General features: G+C 71.6%; 19 protein-coding genes. 15 read left to right on the top strand and 4 right to left on the bottom strand.

The window, feature by feature from the left end; all coding sequences use genetic code 11:
• Positions 1-28: 28 nt before the first annotated feature.
• Both ABZT17_RS13220 and ABZT17_RS13215 read right to left on the bottom strand, forming a co-directional pair.
• On the bottom strand, positions 29-1,207 hold the full coding sequence (locus tag ABZT17_RS13220) for an SPFH domain-containing protein (RefSeq protein WP_356347589.1): 1,179 nt from the start codon (positions 1,205-1,207) through the stop codon (positions 29-31).
• An 11-nt stretch (positions 1,208-1,218) separates the two neighbouring features.
• On the bottom strand, positions 1,219-1,467 hold the full coding sequence (locus ABZT17_RS13215) for a hypothetical protein (RefSeq protein ID WP_356347585.1): 249 nt from the start codon (positions 1,465-1,467) through the stop codon (positions 1,219-1,221).
• A gap of 156 nt (positions 1,468-1,623) precedes the next feature.
• Between ABZT17_RS13215 and ABZT17_RS13210 the strand changes: the two genes are divergently transcribed.
• The gene (locus tag ABZT17_RS13210) at positions 1,624-2,853 is read left to right on the top strand and encodes an acyltransferase (RefSeq protein WP_356347582.1); all 1,230 of its coding nucleotides are present in this window, start codon (positions 1,624-1,626) and stop codon (positions 2,851-2,853) included.
• A 41-nt stretch (positions 2,854-2,894) separates the two neighbouring features.
• A complete protein-coding gene (locus tag ABZT17_RS13205) occupies positions 2,895-4,943 on the top strand; it encodes a heavy metal translocating P-type ATPase (RefSeq protein WP_356347579.1) in 2,049 nt (682 codons plus the stop codon).
• A 9-nt stretch (positions 4,944-4,952) separates the two neighbouring features.
• Here ABZT17_RS13205 and ABZT17_RS13200 read toward each other — a convergent pair whose 3' ends face one another.
• Positions 4,953-5,420, bottom strand: a complete 468-nt coding sequence (locus tag ABZT17_RS13200; protein ID WP_356347577.1) for a helix-turn-helix domain-containing protein — start codon at positions 5,418-5,420, stop codon at positions 4,953-4,955.
• 93 nt (positions 5,421-5,513) lie between these two features.
• On the opposite strand from ABZT17_RS13200, the gene ABZT17_RS13195 reads away from it, so the two are divergent.
• The 13 genes from ABZT17_RS13195 to ABZT17_RS13135 all read left to right on the top strand — a co-directional run bounded on the left by ABZT17_RS13195 (position 5,514) and on the right by ABZT17_RS13135 (position 20,072).
• Entirely contained in the window at positions 5,514-6,008 is a 495-nt protein-coding gene (locus ABZT17_RS13195; RefSeq protein WP_356347575.1) for a PaaI family thioesterase, read from the top strand.
• A gap of 168 nt (positions 6,009-6,176) precedes the next feature.
• Positions 6,177-7,493, top strand: a complete 1,317-nt coding sequence (gene glnT, locus ABZT17_RS13190; RefSeq protein ID WP_356347573.1) for a type III glutamate--ammonia ligase — start codon at positions 6,177-6,179, stop codon at positions 7,491-7,493.
• An 11-nt stretch (positions 7,494-7,504) separates the two neighbouring features.
• Positions 7,505-8,371, top strand: coding sequence for a glutamine amidotransferase (locus ABZT17_RS13185; protein WP_356347570.1), 867 nt, complete (start codon positions 7,505-7,507; stop codon positions 8,369-8,371).
• Positions 8,359-9,033: a glutamate synthase gene (locus ABZT17_RS13180; protein ID WP_356347568.1), complete on the top strand. Its 675-nt coding sequence runs from the start codon at positions 8,359-8,361 to the stop codon at positions 9,031-9,033. Before ABZT17_RS13185 ends, ABZT17_RS13180 begins: the two co-directional genes overlap by 13 nt.
• A gap of 61 nt (positions 9,034-9,094) precedes the next feature.
• Complete coding sequence (locus ABZT17_RS13175) at positions 9,095-10,414, top strand: FMN-binding glutamate synthase family protein (RefSeq protein WP_356347565.1); 1,320 nt, start codon at positions 9,095-9,097, stop codon at positions 10,412-10,414.
• A complete protein-coding gene (locus ABZT17_RS13170) occupies positions 10,411-11,496 on the top strand; it encodes an FAD-dependent oxidoreductase (protein ID WP_356347562.1) in 1,086 nt (361 codons plus the stop codon). The genes ABZT17_RS13175 and ABZT17_RS13170 overlap by 4 nt, the downstream gene beginning before the upstream one ends.
• A 9-nt stretch (positions 11,497-11,505) precedes the next feature.
• A complete protein-coding gene (locus ABZT17_RS13165) occupies positions 11,506-12,120 on the top strand; it encodes an XRE family transcriptional regulator (protein WP_356347560.1) in 615 nt (204 codons plus the stop codon).
• 122 nt (positions 12,121-12,242) lie between these two features.
• Positions 12,243-14,990, top strand: a complete 2,748-nt coding sequence (locus ABZT17_RS13160; protein ID WP_356347557.1) for a glucosidase — start codon at positions 12,243-12,245, stop codon at positions 14,988-14,990.
• Positions 14,987-16,435: an alpha-amylase family glycosyl hydrolase gene (locus ABZT17_RS13155; RefSeq protein WP_356347555.1), complete on the top strand. Its 1,449-nt coding sequence runs from the start codon at positions 14,987-14,989 to the stop codon at positions 16,433-16,435. Before ABZT17_RS13160 ends, ABZT17_RS13155 begins: the two co-directional genes overlap by 4 nt.
• A 57-nt stretch (positions 16,436-16,492) precedes the next feature.
• Positions 16,493-17,158: an NUDIX domain-containing protein gene (locus ABZT17_RS13150; protein WP_356347553.1), complete on the top strand. Its 666-nt coding sequence runs from the start codon at positions 16,493-16,495 to the stop codon at positions 17,156-17,158.
• 72 nt (positions 17,159-17,230) lie between these two features.
• Positions 17,231-18,214: an aldo/keto reductase gene (locus ABZT17_RS13145; RefSeq protein ID WP_356347551.1), complete on the top strand. Its 984-nt coding sequence runs from the start codon at positions 17,231-17,233 to the stop codon at positions 18,212-18,214.
• A gap of 221 nt (positions 18,215-18,435) precedes the next feature.
• A complete protein-coding gene (locus ABZT17_RS13140) occupies positions 18,436-19,173 on the top strand; it encodes a hypothetical protein (RefSeq protein ID WP_356347603.1) in 738 nt (245 codons plus the stop codon).
• A gap of 68 nt (positions 19,174-19,241) precedes the next feature.
• Positions 19,242-20,072 (top strand): DUF427 domain-containing protein, encoded by an 831-nt coding sequence (locus tag ABZT17_RS13135; protein ID WP_356347549.1) that lies wholly within the window; start codon positions 19,242-19,244, stop codon positions 20,070-20,072.
• On the opposite strand, the gene ABZT17_RS13130 is transcribed toward ABZT17_RS13135, so the two are convergent.
• Positions 20,035-20,562 (bottom strand): NUDIX hydrolase family protein, encoded by a 528-nt coding sequence (locus tag ABZT17_RS13130; protein ID WP_356347601.1) that lies wholly within the window; start codon positions 20,560-20,562, stop codon positions 20,035-20,037. The genes ABZT17_RS13135 and ABZT17_RS13130 overlap by 38 nt on opposite strands.
• Between the last annotated feature and the right edge of the window lie 4 nt (positions 20,563-20,566).

Raw genomic sequence — 20,566 nt, 5'->3', positions numbered from 1 at the left:
GCAGCCCTGAACCAACCGTGCGGCTCGGTCAGTTGACGTCCACCGGGCCGTCGTCCGACTTCCGGTCGTTGTTGGCGCGCAGTTCGAGGACGCCGTTGTTCGACGGCTGCCGGCTGTCGGAGTCCTGGCCGCCGTTGAGGTTGGAGCGGACCGAGTCCAGGATCGTCAGGCCCTGCGAGACCAGGCCCGCGGCGATCTCACCGAGGCCGTCGGCACCGTTGAGGACGTTGACGTTGGCACCCGCGAGGCCGCCCGCGGCCTCCTTCACGATCTGCGGGAGCTGGTCGATCAGCATCCGGTCCAGCGCGACCCGGTCGTACGAGGCCGCCGCCTCGGCCTGGATCTTCATCCGCTGGGCGTCCGCCTGGGCGAGCAGCCTGATCCGCTCGGCCTCCGCCTCGGCCGGCTTCACGATCTCCGCCACCAGCTGCTGCTGGCGCAACTTCGCCTGCCGCTGGGCCAGTTCGGTCTGCGCGGCCAGCACCTCCTGCTGGGCGTGCGCCTGCGCCAGCGGTCCGGCCTGCGCGGCCTGCGCCTGCGCCCGGTCCACCTCGGCCGAGTACTCCGCCTTCACGACGGCCGTCTGCCGGGCGTACTCGGCCTGCTTGCGCGCCGCCTCCTGCTCGGCCTCCGCCGCCGTCTGGGTGGCCTGCGCCTGGGCGATCTGGGCCTGCCGCTGGATGGCCGCCCGGTGCGGCGCGGACATCGCGTCGATGTAGCCGGCGTCGCCGTCGTCGATCGACTGGATCTGCAGCGAGTCCACGATCAGACCGATCTTCGCCATCTCCATCTTCGAGGTGTCCAGCACCTCGGCGGCCAGCTTCTGCCGCTCGGTGACGATCTCCTCGACCGTCATCGAACCGATGATCGCCCGCAGATGACCGGCGAAGATCCGCCCCGTCAGCACCGACATCTGGTCCTGGTCGGAGAGGAAGCGCTGACCGGCGTTGATGATGCTCTCGTGGTCGTTGCCCACCTTGAAGGCGATGACGGCGCGTACGTGCAGGGCGATGCCCTGCCGGGTCACACAGGTCTCGGTGACCTCGGACTCGCACATCGCCAGCGTGAGGAAACGGGTCTTTCGGAAGAACGGCAGCACGAACTTGCCGTGCCCCGTCACCACCCGGAACGGCGCGCCCCCCAGTCCCCGCCTGCCACCCGAGATCAGCATCGCCTCGTCGGGAGCGGGAACGCGGTAACCGAACATTCTGCTACTCCTCAGTCTGCGTCGGCACGGTCGCCGAACGCCGAGAGTGGGTCCTCCCACTCGATGACGCCGACCTCACGACAGCCTCGTGACTCGATCACGAGCACGGTCGCCCCCGTCGGCAGGGGATCGTCGGACCAGGCGAGGAAGGTCTCCGAGCCGCCCCGGACGCTCACCAGGACCTCACCGGGGCCCGCGGAGCCGCGAGTGCCGATGAGCACCTTGCCGATGCAGCCGATCACGGCCTCGTCCTGCGGCATCACCTGCCGACCTCCCACCTCTGGCCCACGATTCCGACGATAGACCCACCGGTAGCGGAGGCCTAACATCAGGGACGATTCAGATGACGCCCCCCGTTCGTGTGACGTTCCCAACGGCACCGATTGGAAAATGGGGAAGCGGCAACGCTCCCTCTCATGTCGTCGTCCGCCACCCTCGTCATTCCGAGTCCCTCCAGCACCAGGACCGCCCGCACCCCTTCGGCGCCCGCCCTGCCGTCCCTCACCGGACTCAGATGGATGGCCGCACTGCTCGTCTTCGGCCTGCACATCCACAACTTCCGCTACTTCGACGGCACCGCCCAGTCGCTCACGACCTGGGCCTTCGGCGCCGGCGCCACCGGTGTGTCCTTCTTCTTCGTGCTCTCCGGGTTCGTGCTCATGTGGTCCGCCAGGCCGCGCGACCGCGCCCCCGCCTTCTGGCGACGGCGCGTCGCCCGCATCGTGCCGGTGCACCTGGTCACCGCCGCCGTCGCTCTCCTCATGGCCTGGACGCTGCCGCATCTGGCCCAGCCGACCCTGGGGCAGGGCGTGGCCAACGTCCTGCTCGTCCACTCCTGGTGGCGCCCGTGGTGGCAGACCCTCGACCCGGTCAGCTGGTCACTGGCCTGCGAGGCCTTCTTCTACGCCGCCTTCCCGCCGCTCGCGCTGCTGCTCCGCCGGCTCGGTGCCCGGGGGACGGCGGCACTGGCCGGCCTCTCGCTGCTCGCGGTCTTCGCGCTGGCCTGGGCGGACGCCCACCACTGGTTCTCGCAGCCGCTCTACTCCCTGCCCGCCGCCCGGCTGCCCGAGTTCGTGATCGGCGCCGCCGTCGCCCGGCTGGTCCAGCTCGAGCGCTGGCGCGGACCGGGCCTGGAGGCCTCGCTCGCCCTCGCGATCATCGGCTACTTCCTGGTCCCCCGGGTGACCCCCGGCTACCCCGCCACCACCTGCACCGTCATCGGCTTCGCCCTGCTCATCCCGGCCGCGGCCCTCGCCGACCTGCGCGGACTGCCCTCGCTGTGGCGGCACCGGCGGATGGTGCGGCTCGGGGAGCTGTCCTTCGCGTTCTACATGGTCCATCTGCTGGTCCTGCGGGCCGGCATCAGCCTGCTGGGCTTCCGTCCCCGCTTCGGGGTGGTCGAGGGCCTGGCGGTCACGGTCGTGGCCTTCACCGTGTCCCTGGGACTGGCGTGGGTCCTGTACGAGGCGGTCGAGGTCCCGGCACGCCGTCTGCTGCTGCGCCGACGCGCGAAGGGCGGCGGACACATGAAGGGCGGCGGCCAGGCGATGGGCGACCGACAGGCGAAGGACGGCGGACAGGCGAAGGGCGGCGGACAGGCGAAGGGCGGCGGACAGGCGAAGGACGGCGTACGGATGAACCAATGAAGAGATGAATGACTCTTCATGTGTTCCTGTATGGTGAGCCGGTGACCTCGACCCTCACCCCGCCCCGCCGTGCCCTCGCACCCGACGCCCCCGCGCCCCGGCGGCGCACCCGCGTCCTCGCCCTGCCCGAGGCGCGCTGGGCGCTCGCCGCGACCGTCGCCTTCCTCGCGGCGCTGCCGCTCCAGCTGACGGGGCAGCCGGCCTGGCTCTGGGGGCCGCCGTACGCGCTGGCGTATCTCACGGGCGGCTGGGAGCCGGGCTGGGAAGGGCTCAAGGCGCTGGCGGAGCGGACCCTCGACGTCGATCTGCTGATGGTCGTCGCCGCGCTCGGCGCCGCCGCGATCGGGCAGGTCATGGACGGCGCCCTGCTGATCGTCATCTTCGCGACCTCGGGCGCACTGGAGGCACTGGCCACCGCCCGCACCGCCGACTCGGTGCGCGGTTTGCTCGACCTGGCGCCGGCCACCGCGACCAGGCTGGCCCGGGACGGCACCGAACAGACCGTGCCGGTCGAGGGGCTGACGGTCGGCGACCTCGTCCTCGTACGGCCGGGGGAGCGGGTCGGTGCCGACGGGCGGGTGCTGGACGGGGTGAGCGAGGTCGACCAGGCGTCCATCACCGGCGAGCCGTTGCCCGTCGCCAAGGAACCCGGTGACGAGGTGTTCGCGGGGACCGTCAACGGCACGGGCGCGCTGCGCGTCCGCGTGGGGCGGGACGTCTCCGACTCGGTGATCGCCCGGATCGTCCGCATGGTCGAGGAGGCGTCCGAGACCAAGGCGCCCACCCAGCTGTTCATCGAGAAGGTCGAACAGCGCTACTCGCTCGGCATGGTGGCGGCCACGCTCGCCGTCTTCCTGCTGCCGCTCGCCTTCGGCGACGATCTGAAGGGGGCGCTGCTGCGGGCGATGACCTTCATGATCGTGGCCTCGCCCTGCGCGGTCGTGCTGGCCACCATGCCGCCCCTGCTGTCCGCCATCGCCAACGCCGGACGGCACGGTGTGCTGGTCAAGTCCGCGGTCGTGATGGAGCGGCTCGGCCAGGTCGACGCGGTCGCGCTGGACAAGACGGGCACGCTGACGGAGGGTGTGCCGCGGGTGACGGACGTACGACCGCTCCCTGGATCCGGTCTGGGGGAGCGGGAGTTGACGGCCCTGGCGGCATCGGCCGAGCACCCCAGCGAGCATCCGCTGGCGCGCGCGGTGGTGGAGGCGGCACGCGAGCGGGGGCTGAAGCCGTCGCCGGCCGAGGAGTTCTCCTCCACGCCCGGGGTGGGTGTGACGGCGAGGGTCGGCGGGCGGCGCATCGCCGTCGGGGCGCCGGCCCGGCTGCTCGACGGCAGGACGCACGCGGACGGTGACGGGGACGCGGACGTGGATGCGGACACTGACGGGTCCGGCGGTGCGGGCGAGGCCATGGCCGCACGGGCCGTCGCCGTCGCCGCCGAGCTGGAGGCGCGCGGCCGTACCGCCGTCCTCGTCGTCTCCGACGGCACCCCCGTCGGCCTGCTCGGCCTCGCCGACCGGCTGCGCCCCGACGCCGTGACCACGGTCGGTTCCCTCACCGCCCTCACCGGTGGTGCCCCCGTCCTGCTGACCGGCGACAACCCGCGAGCCGCCGCCCACCTGGCCGCCGAGGTGGGCATCGAGGACGTCCGGGCGGGGCTGTTGCCGCAGCACAAGGTGGACGCGGTGAGGGAGTGGGAGGGTGCGGGGCGCAAGGTGCTGGTCGTCGGGGACGGTGTCAACGACGCCCCCGCGCTGGCCGCCGCCCACACCGGCGTCGCCATGGGCCGGGCCGGTTCCGATCTGGCGCTGGAGACCGCGGACGCGGTGATCGTGCGCGACGAACTCGCCACCGTGCCCGCGGTGATCGCCCTCTCCCGCCGGGCCCGCCGGCTCGTGGCGGAGAACCTCGTCCTCGCCGGCGTCTTCATCGCGGGCCTGGTCGCCTGGGATCTCCTCGGCACCCTGCCCCTGCCCCTGCCCCTCGGCGTCGCCGGCCACGAGGGCTCGACGGTCCTCGTCGGCCTCAACGGCCTGCGCCTGCTGACGTACGAGTTCGGTCGTACGGGCGTGAGCGATCCGACGTGAGCCCTGCGGTCAGCTCCAGGGCCGGGCCGCCGGCCCCGGCCGGACCGTGACGTCCCTGGGGCCGAATCCGCTGTGGTCGTCGGAGCACTCCACCACCACCCGCACCGGTGCGCCGCAGTCGCTGTGCCGGATGTCCAGGACCGGCCCCTCGGGGTCGCCGACATAGGCCTCGCCCCACTGGCGCAGTGCCACCAGGACCGGCCACAGATCGCGGCCCTTGGCGGTCAGCCGGTACTCGTGCCGGGTCCGGCTGCCCTGCTCCTGGTACGGCACGCTCCTCAGGATTCCGGCCTCCACCAGCTTGCGCAGCCGGTTGGCGAGGACCGCCTCGGAGAGCCCCACATGCCGGCGGAAGTCGTCGAAACGACGCACCCCGTTGAAGGCGTCGCGCAGCAGCAGCAGCGTCCACTTCTCGCCGACGATGTCGAGCGTGTGCTGGAGCGGGCAGTTCTCGGTGCTCATCTCGAGCCACTTCATGGGGCCATCGTAGGCCACCTGGCTTTGTCATTGACAGTCAGCTTCGGCGGAAGCTAGCTTCGAAGAAAAGAGCCAGGGAGATGGTGCAGCCACATGGAACGCTCGCGTACGTACGCATGGGACGACCCCGCGATCTCGGCGGGCGCCGTCGGCGAGGGCTCCGGCCTGCACTTCCTCCGGGAGATCCTCGCGGGCCGCCTCCCGGCGGCGCCGATCGCCGTCACGCTGGGCATGGCCGTCGAAGAGGTGGAACACGGGCGGGTGGTGTTCTCCCTGGTCCCCGGCGAGGAGCACTACAACCCCATCGGCAGCGTGCACGGCGGTGTCTACGCGACCATGCTCGACTCCGCGGCGGGCTGCGCGGTCCAGTCGACGCTGTCGCAGGGCATGGCGTACACCTCGCTCGACCTGACCGTGAAGTTCCTGCGGCCGGTCACGGCCGACACGGGCAAGGTCCGCGCCGTCGGCCGCGTCCTGAGCGGCGGCCGCCGCACCGCCCTCGCCGAGGCGCAGCTCCTCGACCCGGCGGACCGGCTTCTCGCGCACGCCACCAGCAGCTGCATGCTGTACCCCGTGCCGACGGCCTGACCGGTCTGGATTCTGACGGTACGTCAGGGCCGGGCGCCGCCTCTTCCGGGCGGTGCCCGGCCCTTCGGCTTACCCGGACCTTCCTCGGTGGAAATCCCCCCGTAATCCCAAAGGTGTCTACTCATGGGCAACGATGATTCATGACAGTAGACATCCAAGGAGGGGCCCATGGCGATCGCCGCCCCCGATCTCGCCGAGCTGGTCCGCGCGGACGGCATCGAGTTCGTACTGGCCGTCTTCGTCGATCTGACCGGCAAGCCGTGCGCCAAGCTGGTGCCGGCCCAGGCTGTCGAGGAACTCCGCGACGAGGGCGTCGGGTTCGCCGGGTACGCGGCCGGCGCGCTCGGCCAGCAGCCCAGCGACCCCGACGTCGTCGCCCGGCCGGACGCCCGCTCGTACACCCCCCTCCCCTTCGTCAGGCCCGGCCTCGCCCTCGTCCACTGCGACCCGTACGTGGAGGGCGATCCCTGGCCGTACGCCCCGCGGGTCATCCTCCGCGAGCTGCTGGAGCGGGCCGCCGCCCAGGGCCTGTCGATGTCGGTCGGCGCCGAGGTCGAGTACTTCCTCGTCAACCGGGACGAGCACGGCGTGCTCGGCGTCGCCGACGCCAGGGACACTGCGGCCCGCCCCTGCTACGACGCCCGCGGACTGACCCGGATGTACGACCACCTCACCGCGGTCTCCGGCGCCATGAACTTCCTCGGCTGGGGCAACTACGCCAACGACCACGAGGACGGCAACGGCCAGTTCGAGCAGAACTTCCTGCACGCCGACGCCCTCACCACCGCCGACCGGGTCATCACCCTGCGATACCTGGTGTCGGTGCTGGCCGAACAGCGGGGCATGACCGCCACGTTCATGCCGAAGCCGTTCACCGACCGCACCGGCACCGGCATGCATCTGCACCTGTCGCTGTGGCGAGGCGAGGAACCCGTCTTCCCCGACCCCTCCGACGGACGGGGCCTCGGTCTGTCCTCGCTCGCCTACTCCTTCGTCGCGGGCGTCCTCGAGCACGCGCGGGCACTGCAGGCCGTGATCGCGCCGACGGTCAACTCCTACAAGCGCACGGGCGCGGTCTCGACCCGCTCGGGCGCCACCTGGTCCCCGCGCCTGGCCAGTTACGGCGGCAACGACCGCACCCACTTCGTCCGCGTCCCCGACGGCAACCGCGTCGAACTGCGCGGCCCGGACGGCGCGGCGAACCCGTATCTCGCCGCCGCGGCCACCCTCGCGGCCGGACTCGACGGCATCGAGCGGGGTCTCGACCCCGGTGAGCCGGGCGCGGCCGGCAAGGGCCCGGAACTCCCCCCGACCCTGCTGCACGCGGTCGAGGCGCTCCAGGCAGACGACGTGATCAGCGGCGCCCTGGACGCGGCCGGCGAGGGGGTGAGCCGCTACTTCGCCGACCTCAAGCGCGAGGAGTTCTTCGACTGGCATGCCACGGTCGGCCCCTGGGAGCTCGACCGCTATCTGACGGCCTTCTGAAGGGACTTGAGATGTGCGGGATCGTGGGGCTGCATCTGCGTGAGCCCTCTCTCGAACCACGGCTCGGCGAACTGCTGGGCGCGATGCTCGGCCAGGTCGTCGAGCGCGGCCCGGACTCGGCGGGAGTCGCCGTCTACGGCGACCCACGGCTCTCGCCGCCGGGACGCGAGGTGGTCTCGCTGCTCGGCGTCACGCCCGCCGAGGCGGAGGCCGCGCTGCCGGGTGCGGTCGCCGTCGAGGCCGACGCCACGACGGTCGTGCACGCGGACCCGGGCCTGCTCGCGGCGGTGGCCGAAGCACTGCCGCACGCCACCGTCATCGGGTCCGGCCGGGGCATGGCCGTGCTCAAGGGAACGGGAAACCCCGTGGAGTTGGCGACGTCTTTCGGGCTCGCCTCCGTCACCGGCTGGCAGGGCGTCGGACACACCCGGATGGCCACCGAGTCGGCCGTGACCCCCGAGGGCGCACACCCCTTCTCCGTCGGCCCCGGACAGTGCCTGGTGCACAACGGCTCCTTCGCCAACCACGCCACCATCCGCCGCGAACTGCGCGCCCAGGGCGTCGAGTTCGACAGCGAGAACGACTCCGAGGTCGGAGCGCGCTTCGTCGCCCGCCAGCTGGAGCGGGGCGCCGACCTGGAGAAGGCGCTGCGGCTGCTGTGCGAGCGGTTCGACGGCTTCTACACCTTGCTGGTGTCGACCGGCGACTCCTTCGCGGTCGTCCGGGACGCCATCGCCTGCAAGCCCGCGCTCGTCGCTCAGACGTCCGGATGGGTGGCCATGGCCTCCGAGTACCGGGCCCTGGACGTCCTGCCGGGCATCGAGAACGCCCGGATCTTCGAACCCGAGCCGGAAGAGGTGTACGTATGGCGACGCTGATCGACCTGGCCCGGACGCCGGTACGAGAGCTCAACCAGGCCCTGCACTCGCCCGGGGGCACGGCCTGGCGCGTGCTCAACCCGCGCGGCGCGCACGCCGTGGCCTGCGGCATCCGGGAGGATCTCGCCGTCGACATCGAGGGCCATGTCGGCTACTACTGCGCCGGCATGAACCAGCGCGCCACGGTCACCGTGCACGGCAACGCGGGCACCGGAGTCGCCGAGAACATGATGTCCGGCACGGTGCGTGTGCGGGGCAACGCGTCCCAGTCGGCCGGGGCCACCGCCCACGGCGGACTGCTCGTGATCGACGGGGACGCCTCCGCCCGCTGCGGGATCTCCATGAAGGGCGTGGACATCGTCGTCGGCGGAGACGTCGGCCATATGAGCGCCTTCATGGGACAGGCCGGGCGGTTGGTGGTGTGCGGGGACGCGGGGGACGCCCTGGGCGACTCGCTCTACGAGGCCCGGCTCTACGTCCGCGGCGCGGTCAGGTCGCTCGGCGCCGACTGCGTCGAGAAGGAGATGCGCCCCGAACACCTCGCGGAGCTCGCCGAGTTGCTGAAGTCGGCCGAGCGGGACGAGGACCCCGCCGGGTTCCGGCGCTACGGATCGGCCCGCGAGCTGTACCACTTCAAGGTCGACAACTCGGCGTCGTACTAGTCGTCCTGGCCGTCCCAGTCGTCCCAGTCGTCCGAGTCGTACTGAGGGAGTTCGAGGAACCATGGAACCCGCATCCCACGGCCTGCGCGAGTCCGCCACCTTCGACCGCGCCACCATCCACGCCATCCAGCGCGCCGCCGAGACCGGCGTCTACGACATCCGCGGCTGGGGCGCCAAGCGCCGACTGCCCCACTTCGACGACCTGCTGCTGCTCGGCGCCTCCATGTCCCGCTATCCGCTGGAGGGTTACCGCGAGCGCTGCGACACGGACGTCGTCCTCGGCACCCGGCACGCCAAGAACCCCCTGCGGCTCGCCACTCCCGTCACCATCGCCGGCATGAGCTTCGGCGCCCTCTCCGCCCAGGCGAAGGAGGCCCTCGGCCGGGGCGCCGGCGAGGTCGGCACCTCCACCACCACCGGTGACGGCGGTATGACCCCCGAGGAGCGCGGCCACTCCAAGAACCTCGTCTACCAGTACCTGCCGTCCCGCTACGGCATGAACCCCGACGACCTGCGCGCCGCCGACGCCATCGAGGTGGTCCTCGGCCAGGGCGCCAAGCCCGGCGGCGGAGGCATGCTGCTGGGGCAGAAGATCACCGAACGGGTCGCAGGGATGCGCACGCTCCCCGTGGGCATCGACCAGCGCAGCGCCTGCCGCCACCCCGACTGGACCGGCCCCGACGACCTCGCCATCAAGATCCTGGAGCTGAGGGAGATCACGGACTGGGAGAAGCCGGTCTATGTGAAGGTCGGCGCGACCCGGACCTACTACGACGTCAAGCTCGCCGTCCACGCGGGAGCCGATGTCGTGGTCGTCGACGGCATGCAGGGCGGTACGGCCGCCACCCAGGACGTCTTCATCGAGCACGTCGGCATCCCCACCCTGGCCGCCCTGCCCCAGGCCGTGCGCGCCCTGCGGGAGCTGGGCGTCCACCGGGAGGTCCAGCTGATCGTCTCCGGCGGAATCCGGGGCGGCGCCGACATGGCGAAGGCCCTCGCGCTCGGCGCGGACGCGGTCGCCATCGGCACGGCCGCGCTCATCGCCCTCGGCGACAACCACCCCAGATACGACGCCGAGTACCGACGGCTGGGCTCCGCCGCGGGCTACTACGACGACTTCCAGGACGGGCGTGACCCGGCCGGCATCTCCACCCAGGACGAGGAACTCGCCGCCCGCCTCGACCCGATGGCGGCCGGCCGGCGCCTCGCCAACTTCCTCCGTGTGATGACCATGGAGGCCCAGACCCTCGCCCGCGCCTGCGGCAAGGCGCATCTGCTGCACCTGGAGCCGGAGGACCTGGTCGCGCTTACCATCGAGTCGGCGGCCATGGCCCGCGTCCCGCTGGCCGGCACCAACTGGATCCCCGGGGAGGGCCTGTGATCGCAGTCGTGGGTGCCGGGCTGATGGGCGCGGCCACCGCCTGGGAGCTCGCCCGCCGCGGCCACGAGGTCACCCTGATCGAGGCGTACGAGATCGGCCACCGGCACGGCAGCTCGCACGGCAGTTCGCGGATCTTCCGGCGGGTGTACGGCGAGAAGCTCTACGTCGAGCTGACCGGACGGGCCCATGAGCTGTGGCGCGAGCTGGAGCACGACAGCGCGACTCCCTTGCTGCGCATCACCGGCGGCCTCGACTTCGGGGCGGGGCGCGACCCCGTCGGGTTGTCCGAAGTGCTGGGCAAGTCCCGGGTGCCGTGCGAACTCCTGGGCGCCGAGGCCGCGTCGGAGCGCTGGCCGCACATCACCTTCGACGGGCCGGTCCTGTACCAGCCCGACGCGGGAGTGATCGACGCCGACCGGACGGTGGCCGCGTGTGTGCGACGCGCCGCCGAGCACGGCGCGGACGTCCGGACCGGTGTCCGCGTCACCGGGTTCGACGTGGGCCAGAAGGTGGCGCTGCGTACCGACGACGGACGTGAACTCACCGCCGACACCGCGGTGATCGCGGCCGGCGCCTGGCTGCCGGACCTCCGACTGCCCCTGTCACTGCCGAAGTTGACGGTCACCCAGCAGCAGGTCTTCCACTTCCCTCAGCGCGATCCGTCCGTGCCGTGGCCGACACTGGTCTTCAAGGACGAGGCCATGCAGATCTACGGCCTGCCGTCCGGCGCCGACGGCGGCCCGCTGCCCGCCGTCAAGGTCGCCGAACACGGCCGCGGCACCCCCACCACGGCCGGCACCCGCACGGGCCTCGTCGATCCGGCCTCGCGCACCCGGGTGAGCGGCTTCGTCCGCGACCGCCTCCCGGGCCTCGACCCCGGCCCGGTCGCGGAGGCCACCTGCCTCTACACCACCACCGAGGACGAGGACTTCGTACTGGACCGGCACGGCCCCCTCGTCATCGTCTCGCCCTGCTCCGGCCAGGGTGCCAAGTTCACCCCCCTCATCGGTGCGATGGCCGCCGACCTCGCCACCGGGCGCGCCGAGCCCCACCGGCGGTTCCGCCTGGACCGCCCGGCATAGGATGCGCCGGTGACCGAGCACCCCGAACCCGCGGCGGAGGCCGACGACAAGGCCCTGGAACGCATCATCGCGGTCCGGGCCCGTGAGTACCGGCAGGCGGCCGGGCTCTCCGTCGGCGAGATGGCGCTGCGGGTGGGTATCTCCAAGGCCATGCTGTCGAAGATCGAGAACGCCCAGACCGCGTGCAGTCTCACCACGCTCTCCCGGCTCGCGCGCGGTCTCGACGTCCCGGTCACGGCCCTCTTCCGGGGGATGGACGACGAGCGGGAGGCCGTCTTCGTCCCGGCGGGTCATGGCGCCCGCATCGTGCGGCGCGGCACCCGCGTCGGCCACGAGTACGCCCAGCTCGGCTCGCTCAGGGGCGCCCACAAGCGGATGGACGCCCTCCTGGTCACCCTCACCGAGCAGAGCGAGGTCTTCCCGCTCTTCCAGCACGCCGGCACCGAGATCATCTACATGCTGGAGGGCGAGATGGTCTACGGCCACGGCAAGTCCAGCTACACGCTGCGCCCCGGAGACGCCCTCCAGTTCGACGGCGAGGCCCCGCACGGCCCGGAGACCCTGCTCGCGCTCCCCATCCGCTTCCTCACCGTGACGGCCTTCGGGGACAGCCCGCCCCACTGAGCCGGCGGTACGCAATCCGGGCTTCGAAGAGCGGAGAGGGTCGCCCCTCCGCCCCACACCCATTGCGGGGACGTCCGGCACCCCCGAGGCTGGGAACCGTGCCGGGCTACGAGGAGGCTGCGATGACGGCGGACAGCGGCGCGACAGACGCCGAACGGCAGCGGCTCGCTCAGGCCGACGCTTCCGGCGCGGCATGGCGCCGCTGGGGGCCGTACCTCAGCGAACGCCAGTGGGGGACCGTACGGGAGGACTACAGCCCCGGCGGCGACGCCTGGTCGTACTTCACCCACGACCAGGCGCGCTCCCGGGCCTACCGCTGGGGCGAGGACGGCATCGCGGGCGTCAGCGACGACAAACAGCGGCTGTGCTTCGCGCTCGCCCTGTGGAACGGCCGCGACCCCATCCTCAAGGAACGGATGTTCGGCCTGACCAACCAGGAGGGCAACCACGGCGAGGACGTCAAGGAGTACTACTTCTACCTGGACTCCACGCCCACGCACTCCTACATGAAGTACCTCTACAAGTACCCGCAGGGCGAGTTCCCGTACGCCGACCTCGTCGACACCAACAAGGCCCGCGACCGGCACGACTTCGAGTACGAGCTCCTCGACACCGGTGTCTTCGACGAGGACCGCTACCACGACGTCTTCGTCGAGTACGCCAAGGCCGGCCCCGAGGACCTCCTGATCGAGATCACCGCGCACAACCGCGGCCCCGACGAGGCCACCCTCCACCTCCTGCCGACCCTCTGGTTCCGGCACACCTGGTCCTGGGCGGGCGGCACCGCCGTGCCCCGTCTCCAGCACACGGGCACCGCCATCCGCGCCGACCACGAGGAACTCGGTCCCCGCTGGCTGTACTGCGACACCGAGGTCCCCGTCCTCTTCACCGAGAACGAGACGAACAACGAGCGCATCTTCGGCAGCCCCAACACCACCCCGTACGTCAAGGACGGCATCGACCGCTGTGTCGTCCACGGCGAGACATCGGCCGTCAACCCGGCGCTGACCGGCACCAAGGCGGCCCTGCACAGCGTGCTGACGGTGCCCGCCGGGGGGAGCGTGACGGTCCGGCTGCGCCTGAGCGACCGCGAACTCGCCGACCCCTGGGGCGAGTTCGGCACCACCATGGAGCTGCGCCGCACCGAGGCCGACGCCTTCTACGAGAGTGTCCTCCCCGACGGCATGGGCGAGGACGAGCGGCGGGTGGTACGGCAGGCCCTCGCCGGAATGCTGTGGAGCAAGCAGTACTACTACCTCGACGTCGAGCGCTGGCTCGCCGAACACGGCGTCGACCCGCTCTCCGCCGACCCGGGCATCCGCAACAGCGCCTGGTACCACATGGTCAACGACGCGGTCATGTCGATGCCGGACACCTGGGAGTACCCCTGGTTCGCGGCCTGGGACCTCGCCTTCCACACCATCGCCCTGTCGATGGTCGACATCGGCTTCGCCAAGTCCCAGCTCGAACTCCTCCTGCGCCGTCTCTACCTGCACCCCAACGGCCAGATCCCCGCGTACGAGTGGAACTTCGGCGACGTCAACCCGCCCGTCCACGCCTGGGCGACCCTCTTCGTCTACGAGCTGGAGAAGCACCGCACCGGCCACGCCGACCGCGCCTTCCTGGAGAACGCCTACCAGAAGCTGATCAAGAACTTCACCTGGTGGCTCAACCGCAAGGACGTCGACGGCAACAACGTCTTCCAGGGCGGCTTCCTCGGCCTCGACAACATCGGCGTCTTCGACCGCAGCGCCCCGCTGCCCACCGGCGGCCACATCGACCAGGCCGACGGCACCGCCTGGATGGCCCTGTACTGCCAGAACCTCCTCGACATCGCCATCGAACTCGCCGTCGACAACCCGGTCTACGTCGAGCAGGCCCAGATGCTCTTCGAGCACTTCGCCTGGATCGCCGTCGCCATGAACCGCATCGGCAAGGACAACGCCAGCCTCTGGGACGAGGAGGACGGCTTCTTCTACGACGTGCTGCGCCTGCCCGACGGCAGCGCGGCCCGGCTGAAGGTGCGGTCCATGGTCGGCCTGATACCGCTGGCGGCGACCAGCGTGATCGGCGGCCGGGCCGACCAGAACTTCCCCGAACTGGTCGAGGGAGCCCAGGAGTTCATCCGGCGGCACCCGGCCGTCGAAGCCTTCGTCGACCAGCAGGCCACCGCCGACCCCACCTCGGACGGCCGCTATCTCTTCGCCCTGTTCGGCGAGGACCGGCTGCGCCGCATCCTGGCCAGGATGCTCGACGAGGACGAGTTCCTGGGCCCGCACGGCATCCGCTCCCTGTCCCGCCACCACGCCGAGCACCCGTACCACTTCGAGGTGCACGGGCAGACGTACGGCGTCGGGTATCTGCCCGCCGAGTCCGACTCCGGCATGTTCGGCGGCAACTCCAACTGGCGCGGCCCGGTCTGGTTCCCGATGAACCTCCTGATGATCCGCGCCCTGCTCAATCTGCACTGCTACCACGGCGCCGGCTTCACCGTGGAGTGCCCGACCGGCTCCGGAAGGCAGCTCAACCTCTACGAGGTCGCCCGTGAGATCGCCGACCGGCTCACTTCGACCTTCCTGCGCGGCGAGGACGGCCACCGGCCGGTGCACGGCGCACAGGAGAAGTTCGCCAAGGACCCGTACTGGAAGGACCTGATCCTCTTCTACGAGTACTTCCACGGCGACAACGGCGCCGGCCTCGGCGCCTCCCACCAGACCGGCTGGACCGGTCTGGTCGCCGCCACCGCGACGGTGTTCCACACCATCAGCGCCGACGACTGGCACCGCGGCGGCCGCGCGGCCCTCAGGCCCAGGGAGGGGCAGCCCGCGGACGAGCGGTTCACGGTCGACGAGGAGGAGCCGTTCTCATGACGGTGATCTACGAGATCAACACCCTGGTCTGGGTACGGGAGCTGAGCGAGCGCCACGGCCGCCCCGTCACCCTGGGCGACGTCCCCGGCGAGGCCTGGGACGAGGTCGCCCGGCCCGGCATCGACACCGTCTGGCTGATGGGCGTGTGGGAGCGCAGCCCGGCCGGACTCGCCATCGCCCTGCGGGACGCCGGCCTGCTCGCCTCCTTCCGCGCGGCCCTGCCCGACCTCACGGACGCGGACATCGCCGGCTCCGCCTACTGCGTGCGGGACTACGTCGTCGACGAGACCCTCGGCGGACCGGCTGGGCTCGCCGAGGCCCGCGCCCAACTCGCCGCCCGGGGCCTGCGGTTGATCCTCGACTACGTCCCCAACCATGTGGCCCCCGACCATCCCTGGCTCACCGACCACCCCGAACGCCTCATCCAGGGCACCCAGGAGGACCTGACGGGCTCACCCGGGGCCTTCCTCGAAGCCGGCGGACGTGTCTACGCCAACGGCCGCGACCCGTACTTCGCCCCCTGGGCCGACGTGGTCCAGCTCAACGCGTTCAGCGAGGAGCTGCGGACGGCCGCCGTGGACACCCTCGTCGCCATCGGCGACCAGGCCGACGGAGTGCGCTGCGACATGGCGATGCTGCTCATGAACGACGTCTTCGCCAAGACCTGGGGCGACCGCGCCGGCCCCCAGCCCGCCGAGGACTTCTGGCCCTGTGTGATCCCGCGGGTCCGCGCCCGCCACCCGGACCTGCTCTTCGTCGCCGAGGCCTACTGGGACCTCGAATGGGCCCTGCAGCAACAGGGCTTCGACCACTGCTACGACAAACGCCTCTACGACCGCCTCCTGCACGAGAGCGCCGACTCCACCCGCGCCCACCTCCGGGCGGACCTCGCCTACCAGCGCGGGCTGGTCCGCTTCCTGGAGAACCACGACGAACCCCGGGCCGCCGCGGTCCTCCCGCCCGACCGGCACCGCGCGGCGGCCGTCACCGTCGCCACCCTGCCCGGCGCCACCCTCTGGCACGAAGGCCAGTTCGAGGGCCGTACGGTGCGCCCGCCCGTCTTCCTCTCCCGCCGGCCGCGGGAACCCGTCGACGAACAACTCCGCGCCTTCTACGACCGGTTGATCCCGGCCGCGGCCGCCGTACGCGACGGCGACTGGCACCTGCTCACCGTCACCGGCTGGCCGGACAACGACACCCACCACAACCTGCTCGCCTGGAGCTGGACCGGCACCGGCACCCGCCACCTCGTGATCGTCAACGACTCCGGCACCCCGGCCCAGGGCCAGGTCCCCCTGCCCTGGCCCGATCTGGCCGGCCGGCCGCACCGCCTGACCGACCTGCTCACCGGGCAGACGTACGACCGCGACGGCGACACCCTGCTCGCCCCCGGCCTCTTCGTCGACCTGCCCGCCTGGCACGCCCATGTGCTCACCCCGGCCTGAACAGGGGCCGTGATAGACAGCGACCATGACCCACACACGCACCACCGGCGGCCCGCGATGACCGCCGGCGTCGACACCCCGGACCGCCGCGGCCGCACCGGCCTCGACCGCACCGGCCTCGACCTGACCGGCAACCCGCGCGTGAAGGTGAGGGAGGTGAAGCTGCTCTCCAGCCACTGGTACGTCGAGCGCGCCACGACCTTCGACTACCGGCACAGCGACGGCAGTTGGAGCACCGAGCAGCGCGAGACGCACGACCGCGGCAACGGCGCCACCATGCTGCTCTACGACACCGCACGCGAAACCGTCCTGCTCACCCGCCAGTTCCGCTTCCCCGTCTATGTCAACGGCCACCCCGACGGCATGCTGATCGAGACCCCCGGCGGACTCCTCGACGACGATGACGAACACCCCGAACTCGCCGTCCGCCGCGAGGTGGTGGAGGAGACCGGTCACACCATCGGCGAGGTCCGGCACGTCTTCGACGTCTATATGAGCCCCGGCTCGGTCACCGAGCGGGTCAGCTTCTACGCCGCCGCCTACGGCCCCTCGACCCGCACCCACGAGGGCGGCGGCCTCGACGAGGAGGGCGAGGACATCGAGATCGTCGAACTGCCCTTCCGCCGGGCCCTGGAGATGATCCGCACCGGCGAGATCAACGACGCCAAGACCATCATGCTGCTGCAGTGGGCCGCTCTGGACGGACCCTTCGCGCAGGGTTGACCTCAAGCGCACTCCAAGAGGAAGACTCCCGTTCGTAGCCGGTGAACCCGGACACGAACGGGAGGGACACCCATGAAGTACCGCACGATCGGAACCGATCCGGCGCACCGCCGCGAGGTCAGCGTCCTCGCGCTGGGCGCCATGCTGTTCGGCTCCCGCACCGACGAGAAGACGTCGTACGCCCTGCTCGACCGGTATGTCGAGGCCGGCGGCACCTTCATCGACACCTCCGACAACTACGCCTTCTGGGAGGACGGCGGCCAGGGCGGCCAGAGCGAGGAGCTCCTCGGCCGCTGGCGGCGCAGCCGCGGCGTCGGCGACGAGATCGTCATCGCGACCAAGCTCGGCGCCCGCCCCCTCGCCCCCGGCACCGGCTACCTCGACAACCCCGAGGGCCTCTCCGCGAAGGTGATCCGCGAGTCGGCCGAACGCAGCCGCGAACGCCTCGGCGTCGACCGGCTGGACCTGCTCTACGCCCACATCGACGACGCGACCGTCCCCCAGCGCGAGAGCGTCGAGGCCTTCGCCGAACTCGTCGCCGAGGGCACGGTCGGTCTGCTCGGTGTGAGCAACCAGGCCGTCTGGCGGGTCGAGCGGGCCCGCGCGATCGCGGCCGCGGCCGGACTGCCCGGCTACGAGGTCCTCCAGTACGAGCACAGCTATCTGCGCCCCCGCTTCGACATCCCCGGCGGCCTCTTCCCCGACGGCAGCCTGGGAGCCGTGGGACCCGAGACGCTGAGCTATCTGCGGGCCGAACCCGGCCTCACCCTGGTCGCGTACTCCCCCCTCCTCAAGGGCGCCTACGTCCGCCCGGACCGTCTCCCGGCCGACTACGACCACCCCGGCACCCCGCCCCGCCTCGCCGCCCTGCGCGAGGTGGCCCGGGAGACCGGAGCGAGCGTCAACCAGGTCGTCCTGGCCTGGCAGCTGGGCGGTGACCTGCCGGTCGTCCCGCTCGCCGGAGCCTCCTCGCCGGCCCAGCTGGACGAGAACCTGGCCGCCGTGGAACTGGAGCTCACAGCCGGCCAGCGCGCCCGGCTGGACGGGGCCCACTGAACCTTTCCCTGTTCACAACCGTCTCTCATAGGGGCTGCACGACCGAACAAGAGTTAGATTCCTGAGCGCAGGTGGGGCCGGGGACCGGAGACGGGGGAGTCTTGCTTCACAGGGGGACGGGGCGCTGGGACGGCGCCGACAGCAGGCTGGACGGCGACGGGCCGGCACGGCCGTTGGCCGCGCGGAAGGGCGAGCGGCGGGCCCTGTGGTGGCGTGCCGCGCTGTTCCTCTGGCGCACGCTGCGGGACGAGTGGCGCGGCATCATCGTCGACCCGGTCCGCCGGCTCAGGCGGCGTGGCCCCGCGGCCCTCTCCCTGGCCTTCCTGGCCGCCTTCGGCGTCATCTTCTTCCACGCCATCGCCCAGCACGCGACCGGCGCGACGGCGGTCCGGCTGCTCGGCGGGGTCTACGCCGACCTGCCGCTGTGGCTGGCGCTGCTGCGGACCCCCGTGTCCCTGTACGTCCCGGCCCTGGACCTGCCGGTATGGGCCGGCATCACCCAGCTCTTCCTCGCCTTCGCCCTGGCCGAACTCGCCCTCGGCCGGCGCCGGACCCTCTTCATCTCCTACGCCACCACCCTCGCCGGCACCCTCACCGTCCGCGTGATGCTCGCCATCGGCCCGGGCCGGCACGGCATCGGACTGCCGCCCGAGATCGGGCAGGTGCTGGACACCGGCCCCTCCGCCGCCGTCGTAGGCCTGTTCACCTACATCTCCGTCGTCCGGCGCGCGCCCATCGTGTTCGCCCTCACCGGCGGGTCGATGGTGTGGGAGTCGATCGCCGTACCCAACCTGGCCGGGCGCGAGCACCTGATAGCGATCGCGACCGCGATCGTCCTGGCCCTCGTCCACGAGCGCCGCCGCAGGCGCCCGCCCGCCGATCTGACCCCGCCGCCCCGCTCGATCGCCCTCGACACCCCGCCCTCCATGTCCCGGGACAGGCCGTTCCTGCTGACATGACGGGGCATGACAGGGCCCGACGGGGCACGACGGGCTCGTCCCCCGTCGCCCCGGCGCAGACTGGGGGCATGAGCCCACTTCCCGGTGAACAGTCCGTCCGCACCACCCCGGAAGGCCTCCGGTGGGAGCCCAGTGAACGCTGGGTGCGCGGCCGCAAGGGCGAGGTCACGGTCGTCGACAGCCGGCGCCCCGTCCTCGTCTGGGAGCCCGACCTGCCCGTACCGCAGTACGCCTTCCCGCGCGCGGACGTACGCGAGGACCTCCTGCGCCCGGCGAAGAACCCGCCCGTCGGCCGGCACACCGGCTCGCGGATCTTCTACGACCTCGAAGTCGACGGTGAGCTGCTGGAGAGCGCCGCCTGGACCTTCCTGGCCGACGACCTCGCGGGACACATCGCCTTCGAGTGGTTCCGGCGCAGCGGCAGGGGCCTGGACCACTGGTACGAGGAGGAGGAAGAGATCTTCATCCACCCCCGCGACCCGCACAAACGAGTGGACGCCATCCCCAGCAGCCGGCACGTCCAGGTGCGGGTCGACGGCACACTCGTCGCCGACACCCGCCGCCCGGTGCTCCTCTTCGAGACCGGCCTGCCGACCCGCTACTACATCCCGCGCGAGGACGTCCGCCTCGACCTGCTCGTCCCCACCGACCACCACACCGGCTGCCCCTACAAGGGCACCGCCGAGTACTGGTCGTGGCACGGCGAGGCCGATGTGCCGCCCGACGTCGTCTGGAGCTATCCGGAACCCCTGCCCGCCGTGGGCGTGGTGAAGGGCCTGCTCGCCTTCTACAACGAGGCGGTGGACATCACCGTCGACGGCGAGGCCCAGGAACGCCCCGAGACGCCGTTCAGCCTGATGCTCAGACAGAGCAGCCGACGTGGGCGAGGGCCTGCCTGAGCAGCATCCCGTGGCCGCCCGGCATCTCGCTCTGCACGGCCTCGGTGACCGCCTCCTGCGGGCTGAACCACACCAGGTCCAGGGCGTCCTGCCGGGGCCGGCAGTCACCGGTCACCGGGACCACGTAGGCCAGGGACACCGCGTGCTGGCGCGGGTCGTGGTACGGCGTCACACCCAGCGTCGGGAAGTACTCCGCGACCGTGAAGGGCTGCAGCGAGGCCGGGATCCGGGGCAGCGCCACGGGGCCGAGGTCCTTCTCCAGATGACGCAGCAGGGCGTCCCGGACCCGCTCGTGGTGCAGCACCCGGCCGGAGACCAGGGTCCGGCTGACCGTCCCGTCCGGCCCTATGCGCAGCAGCAGGCCGACGCTGGTGACTTCGCCGTTGTCGTCGACCCGCACGGGCACGGCCTCGACGTACAGGATCGGCATGCGCGCACGCGCCATCTCCAGCTCGTCGGGGGAGAGCCAGCCGGGTGTGGTTTCGGTCATGTCA

Source organism: Streptomyces sp. NPDC005648 (assembly GCF_040605395.1).
In the GTDB taxonomy this organism is placed as follows: domain Bacteria; phylum Actinomycetota; class Actinomycetes; order Streptomycetales; family Streptomycetaceae; genus Streptomyces.
This window is presented reverse-complemented; position numbering and strand designations above follow the sequence as displayed.

Bases quoted from the DNA above. Each gene is read 5' to 3' on its own strand.
- ABZT17_RS13175 (WP_356347565.1), top strand. From the start codon at position 9,095: ATGGAACCCGCATCCCACGGCCTGCGCGAGTCCGCCACCTTCGACCGC.
- ABZT17_RS13215 (WP_356347585.1), bottom strand. From the start codon at position 1,467: ATGCCGCAGGACGAGGCCGTGATCGGCTGCATCGGCAAGGTGCTCATC.
- ABZT17_RS13160 (WP_356347557.1), top strand. From the start codon at position 12,243: ATGACGGCGGACAGCGGCGCGACAGACGCCGAACGGCAGCGGCTCGCT.
- ABZT17_RS13185 (WP_356347570.1), top strand. From the start codon at position 7,505: ATGTGCGGGATCGTGGGGCTGCATCTGCGTGAGCCCTCTCTCGAACCA.
- ABZT17_RS13130 (WP_356347601.1), bottom strand. From the start codon at position 20,562: ATGACCGAAACCACACCCGGCTGGCTCTCCCCCGACGAGCTGGAGATG.
- ABZT17_RS13220 (WP_356347589.1), bottom strand. From the start codon at position 1,207: ATGTTCGGTTACCGCGTTCCCGCTCCCGACGAGGCGATGCTGATCTCG.
- ABZT17_RS13135 (WP_356347549.1), top strand. From the start codon at position 19,242: ATGAGCCCACTTCCCGGTGAACAGTCCGTCCGCACCACCCCGGAAGGC.
- glnT (WP_356347573.1), top strand. From the start codon at position 6,177: ATGGCGATCGCCGCCCCCGATCTCGCCGAGCTGGTCCGCGCGGACGGC.
- ABZT17_RS13155 (WP_356347555.1), top strand. From the start codon at position 14,987: ATGACGGTGATCTACGAGATCAACACCCTGGTCTGGGTACGGGAGCTG.
- ABZT17_RS13210 (WP_356347582.1), top strand. From the start codon at position 1,624: ATGTCGTCGTCCGCCACCCTCGTCATTCCGAGTCCCTCCAGCACCAGG.
- ABZT17_RS13150 (WP_356347553.1), top strand. From the start codon at position 16,493: ATGACCGCCGGCGTCGACACCCCGGACCGCCGCGGCCGCACCGGCCTC.
- ABZT17_RS13200 (WP_356347577.1), bottom strand. From the start codon at position 5,420: ATGAAGTGGCTCGAGATGAGCACCGAGAACTGCCCGCTCCAGCACACG.
- ABZT17_RS13145 (WP_356347551.1), top strand. From the start codon at position 17,231: ATGAAGTACCGCACGATCGGAACCGATCCGGCGCACCGCCGCGAGGTC.
- ABZT17_RS13195 (WP_356347575.1), top strand. From the start codon at position 5,514: ATGGAACGCTCGCGTACGTACGCATGGGACGACCCCGCGATCTCGGCG.
- ABZT17_RS13180 (WP_356347568.1), top strand. From the start codon at position 8,359: ATGGCGACGCTGATCGACCTGGCCCGGACGCCGGTACGAGAGCTCAAC.